At 61.3% G+C, this 19,510-nt stretch carries 21 protein-coding genes and 1 tRNA gene; 15 read left to right on the plus strand and 7 right to left on the minus strand.

Features of this window, described 5'->3' with window-relative positions; translation table 11 throughout:
• Positions 1 to 472: 472 nt before the first annotated feature.
• The 3 genes from M0654_RS17175 to M0654_RS17185 form a co-directional block, all read right to left on the minus strand.
• A tRNA-Ser gene (locus M0654_RS17175) sits at positions 473 to 563 on the minus strand.
• A gap of 115 nt (positions 564 to 678) precedes the next feature.
• On the minus strand, positions 679 to 1,479 hold the full coding sequence (locus tag M0654_RS17180) for an aldolase/citrate lyase family protein (protein ID WP_248684142.1): 801 nt from the start codon (positions 1,477 to 1,479) through the stop codon (positions 679 to 681).
• A gap of 11 nt (positions 1,480 to 1,490) precedes the next feature.
• Complete coding sequence (locus M0654_RS17185) at positions 1,491 to 2,708, minus strand: NAD(P)/FAD-dependent oxidoreductase (RefSeq protein WP_248684180.1); 1,218 nt, start codon at positions 2,706 to 2,708, stop codon at positions 1,491 to 1,493.
• A gap of 243 nt (positions 2,709 to 2,951) precedes the next feature.
• Between M0654_RS17185 and M0654_RS17190 the strand changes: the two genes are divergently transcribed.
• The gene (locus M0654_RS17190) at positions 2,952 to 3,305 is read left to right on the plus strand and encodes a PilZ domain-containing protein (protein WP_248684143.1); all 354 of its coding nucleotides are present in this window, start codon (positions 2,952 to 2,954) and stop codon (positions 3,303 to 3,305) included.
• Between the two features lie 131 nt (positions 3,306 to 3,436).
• Positions 3,437 to 4,549 carry a pyridoxal phosphate-dependent aminotransferase gene (locus M0654_RS17195; RefSeq protein WP_248684144.1) on the plus strand — a complete coding sequence of 371 codons (1,113 nt, stop codon included), beginning with the start codon at positions 3,437 to 3,439 and terminating at the stop codon, positions 4,547 to 4,549.
• Between the two features lie 138 nt (positions 4,550 to 4,687).
• On the opposite strand, the gene M0654_RS17200 is transcribed toward M0654_RS17195, so the two are convergent.
• The gene (locus M0654_RS17200) at positions 4,688 to 4,954 is read right to left on the minus strand and encodes a sel1 repeat family protein (RefSeq protein ID WP_118849074.1); all 267 of its coding nucleotides are present in this window, start codon (positions 4,952 to 4,954) and stop codon (positions 4,688 to 4,690) included.
• 476 nt (positions 4,955 to 5,430) lie between these two features.
• Between M0654_RS17200 and M0654_RS17205 the strand changes: the two genes are divergently transcribed.
• From M0654_RS17205 to amn, 9 genes are all read left to right on the plus strand, one after another.
• The gene (locus M0654_RS17205; RefSeq protein WP_118849073.1) at positions 5,431 to 5,766 is read left to right on the plus strand and encodes a DUF2147 domain-containing protein; all 336 of its coding nucleotides are present in this window, start codon (positions 5,431 to 5,433) and stop codon (positions 5,764 to 5,766) included.
• 515 nt (positions 5,767 to 6,281) lie between these two features.
• Entirely contained in the window at positions 6,282 to 6,491 is a 210-nt protein-coding gene (locus tag M0654_RS17210) for a hypothetical protein (protein ID WP_118849072.1), read from the plus strand.
• 88 nt (positions 6,492 to 6,579) lie between these two features.
• The gene (locus M0654_RS17215) at positions 6,580 to 6,825 is read left to right on the plus strand and encodes a hypothetical protein (RefSeq protein WP_248684145.1); all 246 of its coding nucleotides are present in this window, start codon (positions 6,580 to 6,582) and stop codon (positions 6,823 to 6,825) included.
• 87 nt (positions 6,826 to 6,912) lie between these two features.
• Positions 6,913 to 7,161 carry a hypothetical protein gene (locus tag M0654_RS17220; RefSeq protein WP_248684146.1) on the plus strand — a complete coding sequence of 83 codons (249 nt, stop codon included), beginning with the start codon at positions 6,913 to 6,915 and terminating at the stop codon, positions 7,159 to 7,161.
• Positions 7,162 to 7,245: 84 nt separating this feature from the next.
• Positions 7,246 to 7,500, plus strand: a complete 255-nt coding sequence (locus M0654_RS17225) for a hypothetical protein (protein ID WP_118849069.1) — start codon at positions 7,246 to 7,248, stop codon at positions 7,498 to 7,500.
• 71 nt (positions 7,501 to 7,571) lie between these two features.
• Positions 7,572 to 7,844, plus strand: a complete 273-nt coding sequence (locus M0654_RS17230; RefSeq protein WP_245450403.1) for a hypothetical protein — start codon at positions 7,572 to 7,574, stop codon at positions 7,842 to 7,844.
• A 438-nt stretch (positions 7,845 to 8,282) separates the two neighbouring features.
• Positions 8,283 to 8,561, plus strand: coding sequence for a hypothetical protein (locus M0654_RS17235; RefSeq protein WP_150132680.1), 279 nt, complete (start codon positions 8,283 to 8,285; stop codon positions 8,559 to 8,561).
• Between the two features lie 207 nt (positions 8,562 to 8,768).
• Positions 8,769 to 8,942, plus strand: coding sequence for a hypothetical protein (locus M0654_RS17240; RefSeq protein ID WP_248684147.1), 174 nt, complete (start codon positions 8,769 to 8,771; stop codon positions 8,940 to 8,942).
• A gap of 64 nt (positions 8,943 to 9,006) precedes the next feature.
• Positions 9,007 to 10,509 carry an AMP nucleosidase gene (gene amn / locus M0654_RS17245; protein WP_248684148.1) on the plus strand — a complete coding sequence of 501 codons (1,503 nt, stop codon included), beginning with the start codon at positions 9,007 to 9,009 and terminating at the stop codon, positions 10,507 to 10,509.
• Between the two features lie 57 nt (positions 10,510 to 10,566).
• On the opposite strand, the gene M0654_RS17250 is transcribed toward amn, so the two are convergent.
• Complete coding sequence (locus M0654_RS17250) at positions 10,567 to 11,526, minus strand: lysylphosphatidylglycerol synthase transmembrane domain-containing protein (protein WP_248684149.1); 960 nt, start codon at positions 11,524 to 11,526, stop codon at positions 10,567 to 10,569.
• A gap of 118 nt (positions 11,527 to 11,644) precedes the next feature.
• On the opposite strand from M0654_RS17250, the gene M0654_RS17255 reads away from it, so the two are divergent.
• Positions 11,645 to 12,643 (plus strand): glycosyltransferase family 2 protein, encoded by a 999-nt coding sequence (locus M0654_RS17255; RefSeq protein WP_248684181.1) that lies wholly within the window; start codon positions 11,645 to 11,647, stop codon positions 12,641 to 12,643.
• Positions 12,618 to 14,144: a glycosyltransferase family 39 protein gene (locus M0654_RS17260; RefSeq protein ID WP_248684150.1), complete on the plus strand. Its 1,527-nt coding sequence runs from the start codon at positions 12,618 to 12,620 to the stop codon at positions 14,142 to 14,144. The genes M0654_RS17255 and M0654_RS17260 overlap by 26 nt, the downstream gene beginning before the upstream one ends.
• A 7-nt stretch (positions 14,145 to 14,151) precedes the next feature.
• Here M0654_RS17260 and M0654_RS17265 read toward each other — a convergent pair whose 3' ends face one another.
• Positions 14,152 to 15,519 carry an aspartate aminotransferase family protein gene (locus M0654_RS17265; RefSeq protein WP_248684151.1) on the minus strand — a complete coding sequence of 456 codons (1,368 nt, stop codon included), beginning with the start codon at positions 15,517 to 15,519 and terminating at the stop codon, positions 14,152 to 14,154.
• Positions 15,520 to 15,604: 85 nt separating this feature from the next.
• Between M0654_RS17265 and M0654_RS17270 the strand changes: the two genes are divergently transcribed.
• The gene (locus M0654_RS17270; protein WP_248684152.1) at positions 15,605 to 16,936 is read left to right on the plus strand and encodes a glutamine synthetase family protein; all 1,332 of its coding nucleotides are present in this window, start codon (positions 15,605 to 15,607) and stop codon (positions 16,934 to 16,936) included.
• Here M0654_RS17270 and M0654_RS17275 read toward each other — a convergent pair.
• Entirely contained in the window at positions 16,933 to 17,871 is a 939-nt protein-coding gene (locus M0654_RS17275; RefSeq protein ID WP_248684153.1) for a diacylglycerol/lipid kinase family protein, read from the minus strand. The two genes, M0654_RS17270 and M0654_RS17275, sit on opposite strands and share 4 nt — an antisense overlap.
• A gap of 382 nt (positions 17,872 to 18,253) precedes the next feature.
• Here M0654_RS17275 and M0654_RS17280 point away from each other — a divergent pair, with 382 nt between their 5' ends.
• Positions 18,254 to 19,411 (plus strand): MFS transporter, encoded by a 1,158-nt coding sequence (locus M0654_RS17280; RefSeq protein ID WP_248684154.1) that lies wholly within the window; start codon positions 18,254 to 18,256, stop codon positions 19,409 to 19,411.
• Positions 19,412 to 19,510: the final 99 nt, after the last annotated feature.

Here is a 19,510-nt window from a genome sequence, read left to right on the forward strand (position 1 = left end):
CTCCGGTTCTGCAGCGACGATTGCGTCGGCAGCCTGAGCGCCGGATACTGCTGCGAGGGCAGCAGCGGAGCCGAGAAGAAGGCTCTTGATGTTCATTTTTGACCTCCAGTCAAAGTTTCGTATGGGTCTGGGTTCTTTTTGCTGAAGGACAGCTTCCCTGCCCCATCCCCGTCGAGTGCCAGAAGAAGGGCGATCCACCGCCTCGCTTCTGAGGATGAAGATACAAGACGATGGATGGCTTGCAATCGTGAATGTCGCGTCCCGCGCCCTCGCCTGCCTGCTTCACGTCGCCATGTTGCCGAAAGGACACAAAGCGGAGGGGCAACCCGGGTAAAACTTTAGACATTATTAAGAAACGGCTGTGGCAGCAGTCACTTAAAGTCTTTCCCGGTGCGGGATTCCAGAGAATCGACGCAGCGTTTGCGCGACTCGGGAGAACGTCAGGAGGCTTGGGAAGGGAGAATGAAATGGATGGCGGAGAGGAAGGGATTCGAACCCTCGATACGCTTTTGACGTATACTCCCTTAGCAGGGGAGCGCCTTCGACCACTCGGCCACCTCTCCGGTGCGGTCTAACTATGTTAGCGCCCCAATTGATGCAAGGCCTTTGTGAGTCTCCGACAGAACTTTGTGACGGAGACCGTGTCCGGCAGGTCCTGGAGCCCTGCCGGAGCGGCTTTTAATAGCTGACGCCAGCGGCCTTGCCGTCTTTGCCGCGGCCGTAGCGGCCCGCGAGATTCGCCAGTGCACCGGCAAACTCGGTAACATCGGCGCCAACCGCAACAAAAGTCGCTCCGAGATCGAGGTAACGGCGGTTTAGCGATTCGCTGAAGGTCAGGATGCCGGCTGCTTTGCCGGAGCGGACGATGGTGCCGAGCGCCTTCTCGATCACTTCCTGCACTTCCGGTGCATCAGCGTTTCCGAGATAACCCATGTCGGCAGAAAGATCGGCCGGGCCGATAAAGACGCCGTCAACGCCATCCACAGCCACGATGTTCTCAAGATCACGAATCGCGGCCATGGTTTCGACCTGCACCAGAAGGCAGATCTCGTCCGCCGCGGTGTGCGCATAATCGGCAATGTTGTTGAAGTTCGAAGCGCGCGCCACCGCTGCGCCTACGCCGCGGACCCCATGCGGGGGATAACGGACGGCGCGAACCAGTTCCTTGGCCTGCTCCGCCGAGTCAACCATCGGCACGAGCAGCGTGCGCGCACCGATATCGAGCATCTGCTTGATCACCCAGGTTTCGCCGATCGGCGGACGGACAACGACTTCGGACGGCGAAGCAGAGAGCGCCTGGAGCTGCGCAAGGATGCTGCGAACATCGTTCGGGCCATGCTCGCCATCAATCACAAGCCAGTCGAAGCCCGCGTGTCCGGCAATCTCCGCCATCAGGGCTTCGCCCATGTTCAGCCAAAGCCCGATCTGCGGCTGGCCGGCCTTGAGAGCTGCCTTGAAGTGATTCCTGGGAGCCGGCATTGCGTGATCCTTCAAGCGAGAAGTTGTTTCAGATCCTGAGACGGGTCGGCGAGAACAGCTTTGTCAGGCTCGATACCCGACTCAAGCATCTTCTTGCCGCTGACATAGGCCTTGGCATCGTTGATCGCGTCAACAGCGATGAACCGGCCTTGCGCGAAATACCAGACGGAAAGGCTGCCTTCGCGCGCGCCCGGGCGAACCAGGGTTTCGTCGTAGCCATAGTTGAAGCCGGCGATCTGCAGCTTCACGTCATACTGATCCGACCAGAACCAGGGCTTCGGTTCGTAAGGGGCCGAACCGCCCGCCATGACGGCGGCTGCGGCCTCCGCCTGATCGACGGCGTTCTGCACCGATTCGAGACGAACGCGTTTGCCCTTCCACAGCAGGCTGGCGCAATCGCCCATGGCGAAGATCGCCGGGTCGGAGGTGCGGGCGAATTCATCAACAATGATTCCATTACCGACGTCGAGCCCACAATCCTGGGCCAGCCGGTCGTTGGACGCGACGCCGATACCAACGATGACGAGGTCGACCGTGATCGTCGTGCCGTCGGAGAGTTCTGCCGCCGTGACCTTGCCGTCTTCGCCGACAAGACGCTGCAGGCCCGTATTTTCGCGGATCGTGACGCCGTGCTGCTGGTGGATGGCGCGCATGGCGTCGGCTGTTTCGCGCGACGCGACGCGCTGGAGAATGCGGTCGGCCATCTCGATCAGCGTCACGTCGAGCCCGAGGTGACGAGCCACCGCGGCGGCCTCCAGGCCAATGTAACCGCCACCGATAATGAGAAGGCGCCGGCCCGGCCTCATCTCGTCGACCAGCAGGTCCGCATCCCGCTTGGCCCGCACGGTGAAGACGCCTTGCAGGTCGCCACCAATGGTCGCCGGCAGCGTGCGCGGCGTTGCGCCCATGGCAAGCGCCAGCGTGTCGTATTCGGCGACCGAGCCATCCTGCATGCGCACGCTTTTGTTCTGCCGGTCGATTTCCTCGACATAAGACGACAGCCGAAGCTCGACCTGGTTTTCCGCGTACCAGGCTTCAGGGCGGAAGGTCAGGCGATCGAAGCTCGATTCGCCAAGCAGGTATTTCTTGGAGAGCGGCGGGCGCTGGTAGGGAATCACATCCTCGGCGCCGATCATCGTGATCGGACGCATATCCTTCAGCGCCCTCAGCTTTGCAGCCAGGGCAAAACCTGCCTGCCCTGCCCCTACGATCACCAACCTGCCTGTCACGCGCATGTCCCTCTTCTTGATGCCAGTCGTGAAGTAGCACCAATCAATGCGCACAAGGGGTAACGCTGCGACATCCAGGGGTCAACACGGCGACATGCCCGGCACGCGCCGTGCCAGAACGAGACAGCTTCGGCTTTATCTATAAGGGGCGAAGCTTCGCAGGCATTTTATCTGTTCGTTTCACGCAATCTGAAGGGAGTTACTGTAGCGTCCATTCAATAGGGAGTGAGAAGGAGGGTTAACATGCCCTTGAACATCGAAGTCGACGCAGGTCGCACAGAACAGACGGACGAGGTTTTCGAGAAATACCCGGTGGATCGTCCCGGCAAGATCATCTTCGTCGGCCGTCACCTCAGCACCAGCACAAGTTACCGCTGCCTCGTGCGCACCATCTCGCTGGCAGGCGCCGAACTCGAGGTGAGCCCGAACCTGCCGGTGCCCGGCAACTTCTTCCTCGAGATCATGGGCATCCATGACGATATCGGATGCACCGTCATCCGCCGCGAAGAAGAAAAGGTGACCGTCGGCTTCAACATGCTGATCGATCCGGAATTCCTTCATCATGTCATCCGGCTGAGCTTCGAGACCAGCCATTGAAACGAATCCAGGCTGAACCGGCGGAGCGCGGGTAAAACTTTTCCGGGCATGACGCTGCATGCCCCCTGCAGTGGCTTGCACGGCCGCGATTCGCACTTATTCTGTGCCGACTTTTCATCCGGACACAGAACATGCCTGCATTCTCGCGCTTTACCCCCCTCATCAATGCCCTGCCGGCAACCGTGCCCTTCGTGGGACCGGAAGCGATCGAACGTGGTCGGGGACTGGCGGTGAAGGCGCGCATCGGCGCGAACGAAAACGGCTTCGGCCCTGCCCCGTCCGCCATCGAGGCGATGGCCGTTGCGGCACGCTACACCTGGAAATATGCCGATCCGGAAAATCACGACCTGCGCCAGGCGCTCGCCGAGCATCTCGGCTGCGGCGCAGACAATATAGCGATCGGCGAAGGCATCGACAGCCTGCTCGGCATGATCGTGCGCCTTGTCATCAATCCCGGCATGCCCGTCGTCACCTCGCTTGGCGCCTATCCCACCTTCAACTTCCATGTCGCAGGCCATGGCGGTCGCCTGGTGACCGTGCCTTATGTTGATGACCGGGAAAACCTCGACGCCCTCATGGACGCGGTGCGGCGGGAAGATGCGCCGCTGGTTTATTTCGCCAATCCGGACAACCCGATGGGAAGCTGGTGGGATGCCGACAGCATCGTCGCTTTCGCCAAGGCGCTGCCCGAGACCTGCCTGATGATCCTCGACGAGGCTTATTGCGAGACCGGGCCTGCCGGCGCAACGCCCGCCATTTCTGCGCTCATCGACCGGCCGAACGTCATCCGCACCCGCACCTTCTCCAAGGCCTATGGCATGGCGGGCTCGCGCGTCGGCTACGCGATCTCAACGCCCGGGACGGCGGGCGCCTTCGACAAGATCCGCAACCATTTCGGCATGAACCGCATCGGCGTGGCGGCCGCCATCGCGGCGCTGAAGGACCAGGCTTATCTGGGCGAGGTGATCGAGAAGATCCGCGCATCGCGCGACAGGATCGCGGCGATCGCGACGGCCAATGGCTTGAACCCCCTGCCCTCGGCCACGAACTTCGTGGCAATCGACTGTGGCCGCGACGGCGCCTATGCGCGGTCGATCGTGGATGGCCTGATGGAGCACGGCGTCTTCATCCGCATGCCGGGCGTGGCACCGCTCAACCGCTGCATCCGCATCAGCACCGGGCTGGAATCGGACATGAAGCTTCTCGAGGAAGCCTTGCCGCAGGTTTTGAAGACGCTGGGCTAAAGCAGAAAACCGCGCCGGCCTTGTTTCTGCCGGTCGCGGTTTAAATAACGAGCGGTGGCTGGTGTTCCCGCTCCGTCCCCTCATGGACTTGTTGTGGCCAGCTCTTCACCGGCTGGCCTGAAATGAAAGCCTGATGCCTTAGTGGATGGTCATCCACTCGCGGGCGGCCCGCAGGGCTTCGGCAAGCTGCATCTTGGTCATCGTCTGTGCAAGGTCGGCGCGCAACTCGGCAGCGCGGTCCGAGCCCTTGATCGCCGCGATGTTCAGCCACTTGTGTGCCGAGACCAGATCAATGTCGCAGCCGCGGCCGGTCGCATACATCAATCCCATCTCGCAGAAGGTATCAGCCCGATTATCGCCACCCATGGAGGCCATCTCGGAAGCATTCATTTCAAAGCGTGCCATCGGTTTAGATCCCTGTTGAAAGCTTGTTGTCGACTGCCCTGTTTTGGTTCCGTCCGAACCGCCGTCTTATGCGGCTCTTCCGGTTCGTCCGGCCGGCGGTTTTTCCCGCTCGTTTGATGCCCCGACTATGCCGCCAACCTTTCAAAAGTCGCCTAAAAAGCATGATTAACTTGAGACAAACAAAGTGCAAATACTTGGTAAAATTGGGTTTTTGTTAAACATCGCTTTCCTTGCGACGCAGGCGATTTGCCTCGATTTTTACGCGAAGTTCAGATTTGGAATTAAACCAACCCGAAACCATAAAAGACGGTCCCGAACCGGATACGAACGGCAATGAGCGCCCCAGAAGATGCTTTCCAAGGTCGCTGGGGCGCTATTTACCTTTACGTGTGCGTAAGGTAATTTCTCCGCCTGCCGACTGAGTTGCGGCGCGAACAGATGCGTGGAGGCATCTGTCGGTTTGGAGGAGACCCTGAATGAAGAAGCTCATGCTGGCAGCTGCGTTCGCAATCGTTGCGACGACCGCGCAGGCTGCAGAGCCCATCGAAGGCAACTGGAAAACAGCCAGCGGCGAGACGGCGGCGATCGGCAAATGCGGCAGCGCCTACTGCGTTACGCTCAAGACCGGGAAATATGCTGGCAAGCAGATCGGCCGCATGTCCGGCAAGGGGGCCGAATATAGCGGCTCGATTACCGACCCTGCGGAAGACAAGACATATTCCGGATCCGGATCCGTGAGCGGCAACTCGCTCAAGATGAAGGGCTGCGTGATGAAGATCTTCTGCAAGACCCAGACCTGGAGCCGCCTCTAGCCGCGGCACCCTTTTTAACATTCTGAGAAAAAGAATCTGAGGCGGGGCCGTTTGCGCCGCCTCTCATTCTCCAGAAACGTCATCTTCCCGCGTATCCAGGTACCGAATTCTCCCAAATCCGCGTCTTCAAGAGGCACGGGCACAAAAAAATTTGGCGTCACACTTATGTGAAATCGATTTCGCGGCGGCCCGCTTTTGACGCGCAGAAACCGAGCGGCCGGAGGAAGCTCCTGATCAGGGTACACCACGTCGCCGCCGATAACGAATTGACTTTAATCAATTTTCTGGTGCCTCGACGCGTCGCGATCGACCGATCAGCCACCTGAACCGAGCGGAGCGCGCGCCCGATCGCAGTCCATATCCCGCCAGCGAAAAATCGATCGTCAACGTCTCGTTGACAGCAGTTGTCAAAACTTGGCCTTCCGGATCGAACCGATCGGTCCGATATCAACCTCGCAAACGAAATTCCTCGGTTCGAAAACATACGGCTAGAGGAATCACAGGGACGCAAGACAATGAAGACGATCAATTCTTTACTCGCTGCGGCTTTGTTGGCCTCAGTCGCAGGCCCCGCTCTGGCAGACGAGGGTGATTATTATACAGGTGCCAACGAACGCGCATCCGTCGATCATATTACGACGGGTAGCATCGAGAACGGTGACCGCCATGCTTCGGTTCATTTCGACCGTGGCGACTACTACGAAGGCGCAAAGCGCCCAAACTAAACAAGCAGTTCATTCAAGACATCGTAACGAACCCCGGCGTGCTTGGTCGCAAACTTTAAGCCGCTGGAACTCTGAAAGGACCACGACAATGACCAAGATCACTTCCGCTATTGCAGCAAGCCTGATCGCTTCCGCTTCCTTCGCTACGGCCGCACTCGCCGAAGGCAACTATTATGAAGGAGCGGCTCCGGTCGCAAACCAGCAGGCTCAGCAGCAGTCTGTATCGCACAGCACTGTCAGCTACGGCTATGCCGGTTCTGTTGCCCAGTCTGAAGATCGCGTCGCCGCTGTCAATTCCGGCGACTACTACGACGGCGCACACCGTCCGAACTAAACGCAGTTCATTCCAGACACTGAAACAAACGCCGCTTGCCCAGGTCGCAAGCTTAAGGGCAGCGGCGAACTCTGAAGGATTCCGACAATGACCAAGATCACATCCGCTATCGCAGCAACGCTGGTTGCTTCCGCCTCCTTCGCCACGGCCGCACTGGCCGAGGGCAACTATTACGAAGGCCCGTCTGCATCGTTCAGCGAGCAGGCAACGCAGAAGCATCCTGTCGCCCGCAGCTCGGTAAGCTACGGCTATGCCGGTTCTGCAGCAGCGCAGTCGCAGGAACGCACCGTCATCAACTCCGGTGATTACTACGACGGCGCAAACCGCCCGAACTAACCGCAGTTCATTCGAGACAACGAAAACCCGCCGCTTGCCAGGTCGCAAACTCAAGGCAACGGCAAACTCTGAAAGGTTAAGACAATGACCAAGATCACTTCCGCTATCGCAGCCGCTTTCCTGGCCTCGGCCTCCTTCGCTTCCGTCGCACTGGCTGACGAAGGCGACTACTACCGCGGCGTTGAACGCAACGAACAGACCAACGCTACACAGAGCGTCCACAGCAGCCGCTATGGCTACACCGGTTCTGTTTCCCGCGCCGCCCAGTCGGACAACGCCCAGACTGAAAGCACGCTGAACTCCGGCGACTACTACGACGGTGCATTCCGTCCGAACTAATCAACCGGACTCAATCAATATCGCATGACCCAAAACCCTCCAGGCGCAGTTCCTGCGCCGAGGGCCCATCCATGGAAGACATTATTATGACCAAGACCATTTCCGCTATCGCTGCCGCTCTTATCGCTTCGGCTTCCTTCACCTCTGTCGCCCTCGCAGAAGGCAACTATTATGAAGGCACTACCCGTGACGCCTACGGCAGCTCGATTGACCGCAACAGCACCGGCAGCATTACTGCCCGCGACAACGGCCGCCTTCCGTTCAACAACGGCGGCAGCCGCGACAACCGCGAATCCGGCCTGAACAGCGGTGACTACTACGACGGCGCACACCGTCCGAACTAATCGGCCAAGGCCGGTCCTTGCGGGCAGCTAAAACTGCAACAGCGAGACGGATCGGCCAACCGATCCTCCCAAAAGAAATGCCAGCCGCTCGCGCGGCTGGCATTCGCAGTTCATTCAAGACACCGTACGGAAAAGACGGGTCGCAATCGTCTTCTCCAAGTGTTGTGACTGGACTCTGAAACCAGGCACTTACTCAAGATTACGTGAAGCCGTTTCGCGAATCAATCACATAAACCCGCAGGCTTTTGTGATTTTTCCGCTGCCAAGCCGCATTTGCAGCCTGAAGTAGCTCCCCTTATCCGTCCTTCTCCACCGCCGATATGATGCGACGCAGCAAAGGCGGGCAATTTCTATGGAACGATCTTTGCCGGAAGGGATTTTGTAGACGAACCGGGCGGTTCGAACGCCTGGCTCCGATAACAAAGAAAGGACATAGAAATGAAACGCTATATCCCCGCTACTATCGCTGCCCTCATGGTTACCGGCATTGCCGGTGTCGCTTCGGCACAGGACGCTGTATATTCCAGCCCTGACGCCCTTCCGATGTCTCCGCCGAGCGTAGAACAGTCGCGCGGCCAGGACGTTGACCGTATGTCGACCGGCAGCATCATGCGCTACGACTCGATCTACAACAACACGGGTTCGGGCAATGCCGACCTCGACGGTTCGCAGGATTCCGGTGACTATTACGACGGCGCTCTTCGCCCGTTCGGCTAAGCAGTTCCTTCAAGACACCGGCTGAACCAGGTCGCAACTGGTTCAGATCATGGAATACGGCCGGTCAGCCGGCTTGATCCCACAAAACCCGCCGATCCTTTCGGCGGGTTTTGTCGTTCATCATTTTGAACGGCGGATGAATTTCAAGATCAGCACCTATTCAGGCGCGGCCTGTCAATCTTCCAGCATCGGGCTTGGGAGAGAACAATGGGCATTCTGGTACGCCGCTTCACCATCTTCACGCTGATCATGGCGATCTTCGCCTTTTCCTTCACCGCGCTTGTGGCGCAGAAGAATGGCAAGGTATCGCGCCTGCGCTCCGAATGGTCGATCAATTGCCAGACATCTCCGCTTAAGCAGGGATGCATTGCAACTCTTTGAGTTGCTCCATTAAGGTGAGATCTACTGCAATTTGCTTGTCGCAATGTTCTCACTATAATGGCTCATGACAACACGAATCTCTTCCGTCTCTCCCCTCCCCTTCATCAGCCCGAGCGCGCCTGAACCGCGTGTCTTCGACAATCCGGTCGAAGCCGTGGACGCCCTGACCGAGCTCTACGAACGCAATACGACGTTTCTCATCGAGTCCTTCGGCAAGCTGGCAGACGGCGCCCCGGTAACGGGCCGCTACCGCGCCTTCTATCCGCAGGTCAGCATCGAGACGACGTCGTTCGGCCATGCCGACTCGCGCCTCTCCTACGGGCATGTCACTTCGCCGGGGGTCTACACCACGACGATCACCCGGCCGAAGCTCTTCCGGCACTACCTCAAGGAACAGCTCGGGCTCTTGATGCGCAATCACGGCGTCCCGGTGACGGTGTCGGAATCCTCGACGCCGATCCCGCTGCACTTTGCCTTCGGCGAAGGTGCGCATGTCGAGGCGTCGGCGACGAGTGCGCTGTCAGACATTCCGATGCGCGACCTCTTCGATACGCCCGACCTCAACAACACCGACGACCTGATCGCCAATGGCGAATATGAGGAAACCTCGGGCGTGCCATCGCCGCTTGCGCCCTTCACGGCGCAGCGCATCGACTATTCGCTCGCGCGCCTCAGCCACTATACGGCGACGGGCGCCGAGCACTTCCAGAACTTCGTGCTCTTTACGAACTACCAGTTCTATATTGACGAGTTCGCGGCTTGGGCGCGCAAGATGATGGCCGAGGGCGGCGACGGCTACACGGCCTTTGTCGAGCCGGGCAACATCGTCACGCTCGCCGGCAAGGCCAAGCCGGAAACGGATGCGGTGGTGCGCATGCCGCAGATGCCGGCCTACCACCTGAAGAAAAAGGGCCATGCGGGCATCACGCTCGTCAACATCGGCGTTGGTCCCTCCAACGCCAAGACGATCACCGACCACATTGCAGTGCTGCGCCCGCATGCCTGGCTAATGGTTGGCCACTGCGCCGGGCTTCGCAACAGCCAGCGGCTCGGCGACTACGTTCTGGCGCATGCCTATGTGCGCGAAGACCACGTTCTCGATGACGACCTGCCGGTCTGGGTGCCGATCCCGGCGCTGGCGGAAGTGCAGCAGGCGCTCGAGAGCGCCGTTGAGGAAGTCACCGGCTACCAAGGCTTTGAGCTGAAGCGCATCATGCGTACCGGCACGGTCGCAACGATCGACAATCGTAACTGGGAACTGCGCGACCAGCGTGGACCGGTCAAGCGGCTGTCCCAGTCGCGAGCCATTGCGCTCGACATGGAATCGGCGACGATCGCCGCCAACGGCTTCCGCTTCCGCGTTCCCTACGGCACGCTCCTCTGCGTTTCCGACCGTCCGCTGCATGGCGAGTTGAAGCTGCCCGGCATGGCGACGGCCTTCTACCGCAGCCAGGTCAGTCAGCATCTGCAGATCGGCATCCGCGCCGTGCAGAAGCTTGCCGCCATGCCGCCGGAAGCCCTGCATTCCCGCAAGCTCCGGAGCTTCTACGAGACGGCGTTCCAGTGACAAGATAGCTGATTAGGGGGGAACGACCTGGCGCTCCCCCTCCAGACCTTTGCCTGATCAGTTCCCCTTGCGCCTTGCCGCAAACAATGACAGCGCGGTTCCGACCAGCGAAGACACGATCACCAGCAGGTGGGTGTTGACCGCCGCCTGGCCGAGAGCTTCGAGCGGTGAGCCGGTCGCCCCGGCGCCGAAGGCAATGGCGCCGGCGGTAATGCCGGCCGGATAGGTCCCGACGCCAGCGGGCGCATGGACGGGCAGGACGGAGGACAGTTCACCGCCGAGCGCGCCGCCAAAGCTTGGGGCAATCGTCGTGCCACCGAGCAGGCCTAGTACCCAGGCGAGCACCGCAATCTTGGTGAACCAGTTGACGAGCGTCGCGCCCCAGGCGCGCGCGAAGGCTGCGCCACTGGCAGGCAGGCCGCTCCTCACCTCTGCCACCAGCTTGCGTCCCTTGGCGGGAACGAGGCGAGCCGCAATATCGAAAACGCGGTTGCGAAGCGCAAAGGCGACGACCGGTGCGAGGAGAAACAAGGCCCACAATGCCCAGGCCCAGGGCGCGCCGTGTTGGAGAACCAGACCAACGCCGGCGGCAGCAAGCAGCGCGTGCAGGTCGAACAGGCGCATCACCAGAAGCGCCGAGGTGGTGCGGGCGAGCGGCAGGGCAAACTCACGCCTCATGAGCAACGGAAAGCTCGCCTCCCCGGTGCGGAACGGCAGCATGATGTTGAGCAGGTTGTGGACCTGCACCAGCCGCAACAGGCTGCCGAAGTGGCCTGCAGTCTCGGTCGGGAAATAATCGTAGATGCGCCAGGTGCGCAGAACGTAGGTGACGAGAAGTGCGCCGAGCGCGACGAGCCCCGTGCCCCAGCCGGCGCCCGACCAGAGCGAGGCTACCGTCTGCCATCCCCAGACCCACTGGATGAAACCCGCATAAGCCAGGATGATCGCAACCGTCAGCAGCGTCATGGCGTTGCGAATTATCCAGGATGGGCGGCTGGCAACCGGGGAGTTCTTCATATACTAGGGGTGCCCCATACGAACCAGGATCTGAAACATCGGGTTAGCGCCGCGTGAGCGTGTTCGCTCAGAGCCCGTGGTTTAGGAGAAACACAAAGTGGGTACAACAGCAGAGTTGATGGCAAGCCGCCTCGACACGGCAGAACCGATCGAACTCTCCCTCGTCGTGCCGCTCTTCAATGAAGAGGAAAGCGTCGGGCCGCTGATTGACCGTATCACGGCAGCCATGGCGAGCTATCCGGCAATCTGGGAGCTTCTTCTCATCGATGACGGGAGCACGGACGCAACGATTGCCAATGCGCGCGAAGCGCTGAACCGGCCGGGTCTTAACCTCAAGATCATCGCGCTGCAGCGCAATTTCGGACAGACGGCCGCCATGCAGGCCGGGATCAACCAGGCACAGGGCCGGCTGATCGCCACGCTCGACGGCGACCTGCAGAACGACCCGAAGGACATCCCCACCATGGTGGCGGAACTGGAGCGGCGGGAACTCGATCTCCTCGTCGGCTGGCGCAAGAACCGCCAGGACGGGTTGCTCCTGCGCAAGATCCCATCCTTCATCGCCAACCGGCTGATCGGCCGCATCACCGGCGTGCGGCTGCATGACTACGGATGCTCGCTGAAGATCTACCGCGGCTCGGTAATCAAGCAGGTGAAGCTGATGGGCGAAATGCACCGCTTCATCCCGGCCTGGGTAGCGGGCGTGGTACCGAGCTCGCGCATCGGCGAGATGCCGGTGACCCACCATGCGCGCCAGCATGGCGTGTCGAAATACGGCATTTCCCGCACCTTCCGGGTCATTCTCGACCTGTTGTCGGTGATGTTCTTCATGCGCTTCAAGGCGCGGCCGGGACATTTCTTCGGGTCGCTCGGCCTTGGGCTCGGCGCGCTGTCGAGCATCATCCTGTTCTACCTGTTCATCGACAAGTTCCTGATGGGCAACGACATCGGCACACGCCCCCTGTTCATGATCGGGGTGATGCTGTTCCTCTCGGCAGTGCAGATGATCACCACCGGCATCCTGGCCGAGATGATCGCCCGCACCTATTACCGTGAAGACACCGCGGTGAGCTACATTATCAGGGAAGTCTATGAGGGCGATCCTCAGCATACGTGAGGCGCTTGCCCGCCGTCCCACCATCGTCCTTTGGCTGATCGCCGGTTATTACCTGCTGGCGATCGTCCTGAGGGTGCTGCGTTCCGATGCGCTTGAAAGCGACGAGGCCGAACAACTCATCCAGTCGCAGTTCCTGCTGATGGGATACGGGCGCCAGCCGCCCTTCTACAACTGGCTGCAATATGGCGTCATCCAGCTGATCGGCCCCTCGATCCTTGCGCTGTCGCTCGTCAAGAACCTGCTGCTTTTCCTCACCTGCGTCTTCTACGGCCTTGCGGCGAGGCTGGTGCTGAAAGACATGCGGCTCGTGGCGATCGCCATGCTCGGCGTCGTGGCGATGCCGGTCGTCAGCGTGGTGGCCCAACGGGACCTTACACATGCGGTGGCGACGTTGTTTTCCGTTGCCGTCTTCACCTATGCCTTCCTGCTCGCCATCCAGCGTCCCAACCTCGGGACCTATCTGTTTGCCGGCGTTGCCGTCGGCATGGGGCTGATCAGCAAATATAACTTCGTGCTTGTGCCGTTGGCGGCCGTGCTGGCTGTCCTCGCCGAGCGCGACCTGCGCAACCGGGTGCTGGACTGGCGGCTTGGTGCGGCCGTTGCGGTCGCCGCCCTCATCTGCCTGCCGCACCTGTTCTGGGTGCTTGGCAACCTCAACGAAGCGACATCAGGTACGATTGCGGCCATGCGGGAAGATGCCTCGGGTGATGCCGTCAATGACCGGATCACCGGCCTCCTTGCCATGCTCGGCGCCCTTGCGGGTGGCGGGCTGCCGGTGCTTGGCTTCTTCCTCATTGCGTTCCGAACCGCCTTGCCCAAGGCCTGGCGGGCGACCAGCCCATGGACACGGATCATCGGGCGCACCATCCTGATCTGCCTTATCCTGGTGGCGTTGGTTGCGCTGGGCTTCGGGGCGAGCAACATCAGCGAAAAGTGGCTCTCGCCATTCCTGCTGCTTGTTCCGCTGTACCTCTGCCTCAAGATCGAAGCCGCCGGGGCCGACGCGACAGCAAGCGTTGAACGATTCGTCTTGCCCGTCTCGGTGTTGGCGCTGGGTGGGATCATCTATCTGGCAATTGGCGTCGTCATCGGCCCCATGTTCGGCAAATATGCCAAGGAAAACTGGCCCTCCACTCCGTTCATCCACGAGGTGATCGAACGACATGGAGGAGATATGCCGGCTTATGTGATCGCCACGGATCCCTATCTCGCCGGCAGCGCGCGGACCGAGATCCCCGAGGCCAAGGTGATCTTCACCGGTTTCAAGCAGGTCCAGACGATCACCGAAGACGAGCTTCGGGGCGGCGGGCTTGTTGTCTGGCCGCTCGATGGCGATGCGACGCAGACGCCGGCTTATCTCGGCCCCTTCCTGCAGCAATACGGCATCAAGCCGGAGGTGCTGGTGCCCTCCACCCTTGCCGTACCCTATCGTTATTCGTGGCGCGACGACCGGGTCGGTTTCGGTTACGCCTGGGTCACGGCCGCCGCGAGCGGACGCTAAACCGGCCTTAAGCCATCTTGGCATCACGCAGGTGATCGAGCGCCTTGCGCAGCGTGTCGATCACCTCGTCCACCTCCGGGCGGTTGATCGTCAGCGGCGGCGAGGCAAGCATGCGGTCACCGGTGGCGCGCATGATGAGGCCGTTCTGGAGGCAATGATTGCGCACCAGCATGCCGACCTCGTCCGGCTTGGCAAAGCGGCGACGGGTCGATTTGTCGGCCGCAAGCTGCAGCCCGCCCATCAGGCCAACGCTTTGTGCCTCGCCGACCACCTCATGGTCTTCAAGCGACTTCCAGGCTGCCGCGAAATACGGACCGATATGGTCGCGCGCACGCTCGACCAGCCGTTCTTCCTCCAGGATCCGGATGTTTTCCAGCGCAGCCGCGGCGCAGACCGGATGGCCGGAATAGGTGAAGCCGTGGTGGAAATCCCCCAGTTCCTCGACCATCACGTCGGCAACGCGATCGGACACCAGCACGCCGCCAATCGGCAGGTAGCCGGATGACAGGCCCTTGGCGATCGGCGCAAGATCCGGCTCGATCCCGTAATACTGGTGGCCGAACCACTCGCCGAGCCGTCCGAACCCGCAGATCACCTCGTCGACGACGAGCAGGATATTGCGTGCCTTGCAGATGCGGGCGATCTCCGGCCAGTAGGTTTCCGGCGGGATGATGACGCCGCCTGCCCCCTGGATCGGTTCGGCCACGAAGGCCGCGACCTGATCTTCGCCCAGTTCATCGATCTTCGCTTCCAGTTCGCGCGCGACCTTCAGGCCGAAATCGGCGGGAGAAAGATCACCACCTTCCGCATACCAGTAGGGCTGGCCGATATGGTGGATGCCCTCGATCGGCAGGTTGCCCTGCTCGTGCATCAGCTTCATGCCGCCGAGAGAGGCACCGGCAACGGTGGAGCCGTGGTAGCCGTTCCGGCGGGCAATGACCTGCGTCTTCTGCGGCTTTCCAAGCGCCTTCCAGAAGACCCGCGCCATCCGGAACCACGTGTCGGTCGCCTCGGAGCCGGAATTGGTAAAGAAGATGCGCTTCAGCTTTTCGCCGGTATGGGAGGCAATCTTCTGCGCCAGCAACGTGGCGGGCGGCGTCGTGGTGCCAAAAAAGGCGTTGTAATAGGGCAGTTCCTGCATCTGGCGGGCTGCGGCCTCGGCGATAGACTTGCGCCCATAACCGACATTGACGCACCAGAGGCCCGCAAACGCATCCAGGTAACGCTTGCCGGTCGAGTCGTAGATGAACACGCCTTCCGCCCGCTCGATGATGCGCGTGCCCTTCGCGTTCAGTTCCTTCATGTCCGAGAACGGATGAAGATGGTGGGCCGCATCGATGGCCGCGAGGTTGGATGTGTTCTTCAGGTCGTTCATATGTGTGTCACTCAGCCCCTCAGATTGTGCCTCCCATCCTTATCGGCTACGAACGAACCTCTGCAACCCTGTGAGACCGTTTCGCATGCCTGATGCCGCCGATCCCCATATCGAAATCCTGCTTGTCGGCATGAACGGGGACCTTCGCGGCAAGCGTATCCCGATGACGGCGGAAAAGAAGGTCTGGGAGGGTTCGGTGCGGCTGCCCACCTCGACGCAGTCCCTCGACATCTGGGGCGACGACAACGACGACATCACCGGCCTATCGCTGACGATCGGCGACCCGGACGGCAACTGCGTGGCCGACAGGCGCAGTCTGACGCCGATGCCCTGGGCGCCGGCAGGGTCGATGCAGGTGCTTTCTACCATGCATGAGCTCACCGGCGAGCCGAGCTTCATGGACCCGCGCGGCATCCTGGCCGCACTCCTCCAGCGTTTCGCCGAGCGCGGGCTGACGCCGGTGGTGGCGACGGAACTCGAATTTTACGTGGTGCAGGACGACTGGCGCCAGACGGGCAAGCCGCGGCCGCCGGAAGCGCTGATGTACCGCAACGCGCCGGATGGTTTCCAGCTCTACGACATGCGCGCCGTCGATGCGCTCGATGATTACCTGCAGACGGTGCGGACCTGGGCAAAGGCGCAGAACCTGCCGGCCGATGCAACCACGGCGGAGTTCGGCCCCGGCCAGTTCGAGGTGAACCTTCTGCACCGCACCGATGCGCTGGCCGCGGCGGACGACTGCATCTACCTGAAGCGGATTGCCGAACAGGCAGCGCGAAAGCACGGGCTGAAATCAACCTGCATGGCCAAGCCTTATGCCGAGCACGCGGGATCGGGGCTGCATGTGCATGCCAGCATCATCGACCGCGACGGCAACAACATCCTCGATGCCAAGGGCGGCGAGCCGGCCCTGCTGAAATCGGTGACGGCGGGGATGCTGCAGACCATGCGGGACGCGCAACTGATCTTCGCGCCCTTTGCCAATTCCTATCGTCGCTTCCAGCCGGGATCCTTTGCGCCCGTCGATATAGACTGGGGCTTCGGCCATCGCGGTACGGCGGTCCGCATTCCCGACAAGGATGGAGCGGCCGCGCGCATCGAACATCGCGTCGCGGGTGCGGATGCCAATCCCTACCTGCTGCTCGTTGCGATCCTCGGCGGCATGCTGAAGGGGCTCGACGAGACGCTTGATCCGGGCGCACCGACAGAGCCCGGCAAGGAGCCTCCGGCCGGCACGGGCCGCCTGACGCACGACTTCCTGACGGCGGTGGAGGATTTCCGCGCCTCGCCCTTCATCCGCGACGTGTTCGGCGAGCGCTACCAGAAGCTTTACGGCGACACGAAGCGCAAGGAAGCGATCGCCTACCTGCGGACCGTCAGCGACTTCGACTACCGCACCTACCTGCCGCGGATCTAGATCCCGCTGCCCTGCCCTTCCCCATCGGCGGGCGACTGCGGCTGGTTGACGAGCACCTTGAGCTCGCCGGCGTGGATCTTCAGCAGCACGTCACGGGACATCGGCAGCAATTCGCCATCGATGACACATTTCACGTCATGCCGCGATCGCGGGAAATGCAGTTCAAGCTCGGGTGCGGTCATCGCGGTGACCGATGGGTTCTCCTTCAAGCGTCCGCGCAAGATATCGAAGACGAGCTTTGCGGCAGTGGCAGGACCCAGCGGATCCGCCGTATAAAAGCCCAGTTCGCCACGATCCAGCCGGTCGGCATACATCAGCGGGTCCGGGCCGAACTCGTTGTTGGAGACGGAGATCGCCGAGACGCGGCGCCGCCCGACCTCGCCTTCGACATTGTATTCGACCTCGAATTCCGGCGGGTTGAAGATCACGCCGATCGCGGCGCGGGTGCTGGCGCGCATCTTGCCGAGCCGCGAGCCGAAGGTCATGGAGTTGCGATAGCGCACCATGCGGGCATGCATGCCGGCGGAGAACTGGTGCACGAAGCTTTTGCCGTTGGCGCTGGCGATATCGATGTTCTGGGGCACTCCGTTGGCAAGAGCGTCGAGCACCTCCCAGATATCGAGCGGCAGTCTGAGCGAGCGGGCAAAGAGGTTCATCGTGCCGGCAGGAACGACGCCAAGCGCAATCCCGCTCTTCCAGGCAATGCCGGCCGCGGCGGAAATTGTGCCATCGCCGCCGCCAGCGATCAGCCCCTCGACGCCATTTGTCGAGGCGGCACGTTCCATCGTCTCGACCACCTTGTCGCCCGAGACGACATGGCATTCGATCTCATGGCCGGCCTTCTTGAAGGTTTCGGTGGCCTGAGCGCAATAAGCGCTCATGTCTGTGGTCTTGAAGGTACCGCCATCGCGGTTGAAGACGGCAAAAAGGTTCATTGCATCTCACTTGCGGCAGCGCCGAACGGGCCGCGGAAGAACGGACGAACAGTGAAATGGTTGCTGCTTCTCGTTTATCAACGGTGGAGTTTGAAGAAACCAAACGGCGGGCCTAGCAGTTGGGCTTGCGGTTTCACGCATTCTTGCGCAAGGCCACGCTGGCGCCATCTACCGCAATGCACAATGACATGGTAATCTCTCTGCATGGTCAGCGTTTTGACCACACCTACCTCCAGAACGGGTTGGATGTCTCCCACATTCCAGCCCGTATTTTTTTGCCAAAGACATATTCAGCATCATGACCCAATCGGCTTCTCCCATCGAGTCCGTCCAGGATACCTCCCGACCAACACCCCACCTCCCCGCTGCCTCCCTCACACCCATGGCTGTGCTCCTCATCGAGATTGCGCTCGCCGTTGGCGGTTTCGGCATCGGAACGGGTGAATTCGCCATCATGGGCTTGCTCCCGGATGTTGCCGCGACCTATCAGGTCAGCATCCCGATGGCGGGTTATGTCATCAGCGCCTATGCGCTCGGCGTCGTTGTCGGCGCCCCGGTGATCGCCGTGCTTTCGGCGCGGCTGCCACGCCGCACCCTGCTCCTGGGGCTAATGGCGGTGTTCGCGCTCGGCAATATCCTCAGCGCCGTTGCCCCCGACTTCTGGAGCTTCACGGTGCTGCGCTTCATCACCGGCCTGCCGCACGGCGCCTATTTCGGTGTCGCGGCGCTTGTCGCTGCCTCCATGGTCCCGCCCACCAAGCGGGCTCGCGCCGTCGGCCGCGTCATGCTGGGCCTGACCGTGGCAACACTGCTCGGCACGCCGATCGCCACCTTCATGGGCCAGTTGCTAAGCTGGCGTGCGGCCTTCTTCCTCGTCGGCGGCATCGGCGCGCTGACTGTGGCGCTGCTCTGGTATTTCCAGCCCCGCGACAGGGTGATGGAAGGCGCAAGCGTCAAACGCGAACTCGGCGCCTTCGGTCGCAGCCAGGTCTGGCTGACGCTCGGCATCGCAGCGGTCGGCTTCGGCGGCATGTTCTCGGTCTTCAGCTATATCGCCTCCACGACAACCGTGACCGCCGGCATGCCGGTCACCACCGTGGCGATCGTGCTGGCGCTCTTCGGCATTGGCATGAATGTCGGCAATATCGTCGGCTCTCGCCTCGCCGACCTGTCGCTGATGGGCACGATCGGCGGCGTGATGGCCTTCAACGTCTTCGTCATGGGCGCCTTCGGGCTCTGGGCGGAATATCCGGCGGTGCTGTGCCTTTGCGTCTTCCTGATCGGCTGCGGTTTTGCAGCCGGGCCCGCGCTGCAGACGCGGCTCATGGATGTTGCCGCCGACGCGCAGACGCTGGCCGCCGCCTCCAACCACTCCGCCTTCAACATCGCCAATGCGCTGGGCGCCTGGCTCGGCGGGCTGGTGATCACCTGGGGCTGGGGATTCGCCGCCACCGGTTATGTCGGCGCCTTCCTGTCGCTGCTCGGGCTTGGCGTGTTCTTCGTGTCCCATACGCTCGAGACCAGACGCGGCCGGGCCTGACAGCCCAAATCAGCAAGATCACAAAATCGGCAAGGCGCCCATCAGGCGCCTTCGCCGTCCTTGCGCGCTCAGAGCACAAGTTCCATCTTGTCTCCCAGC

Source organism: Neorhizobium turbinariae (assembly GCF_023223505.1).
GTDB classification, from domain to species: domain Bacteria; phylum Pseudomonadota; class Alphaproteobacteria; order Rhizobiales; family Rhizobiaceae; genus Neorhizobium; species Neorhizobium turbinariae.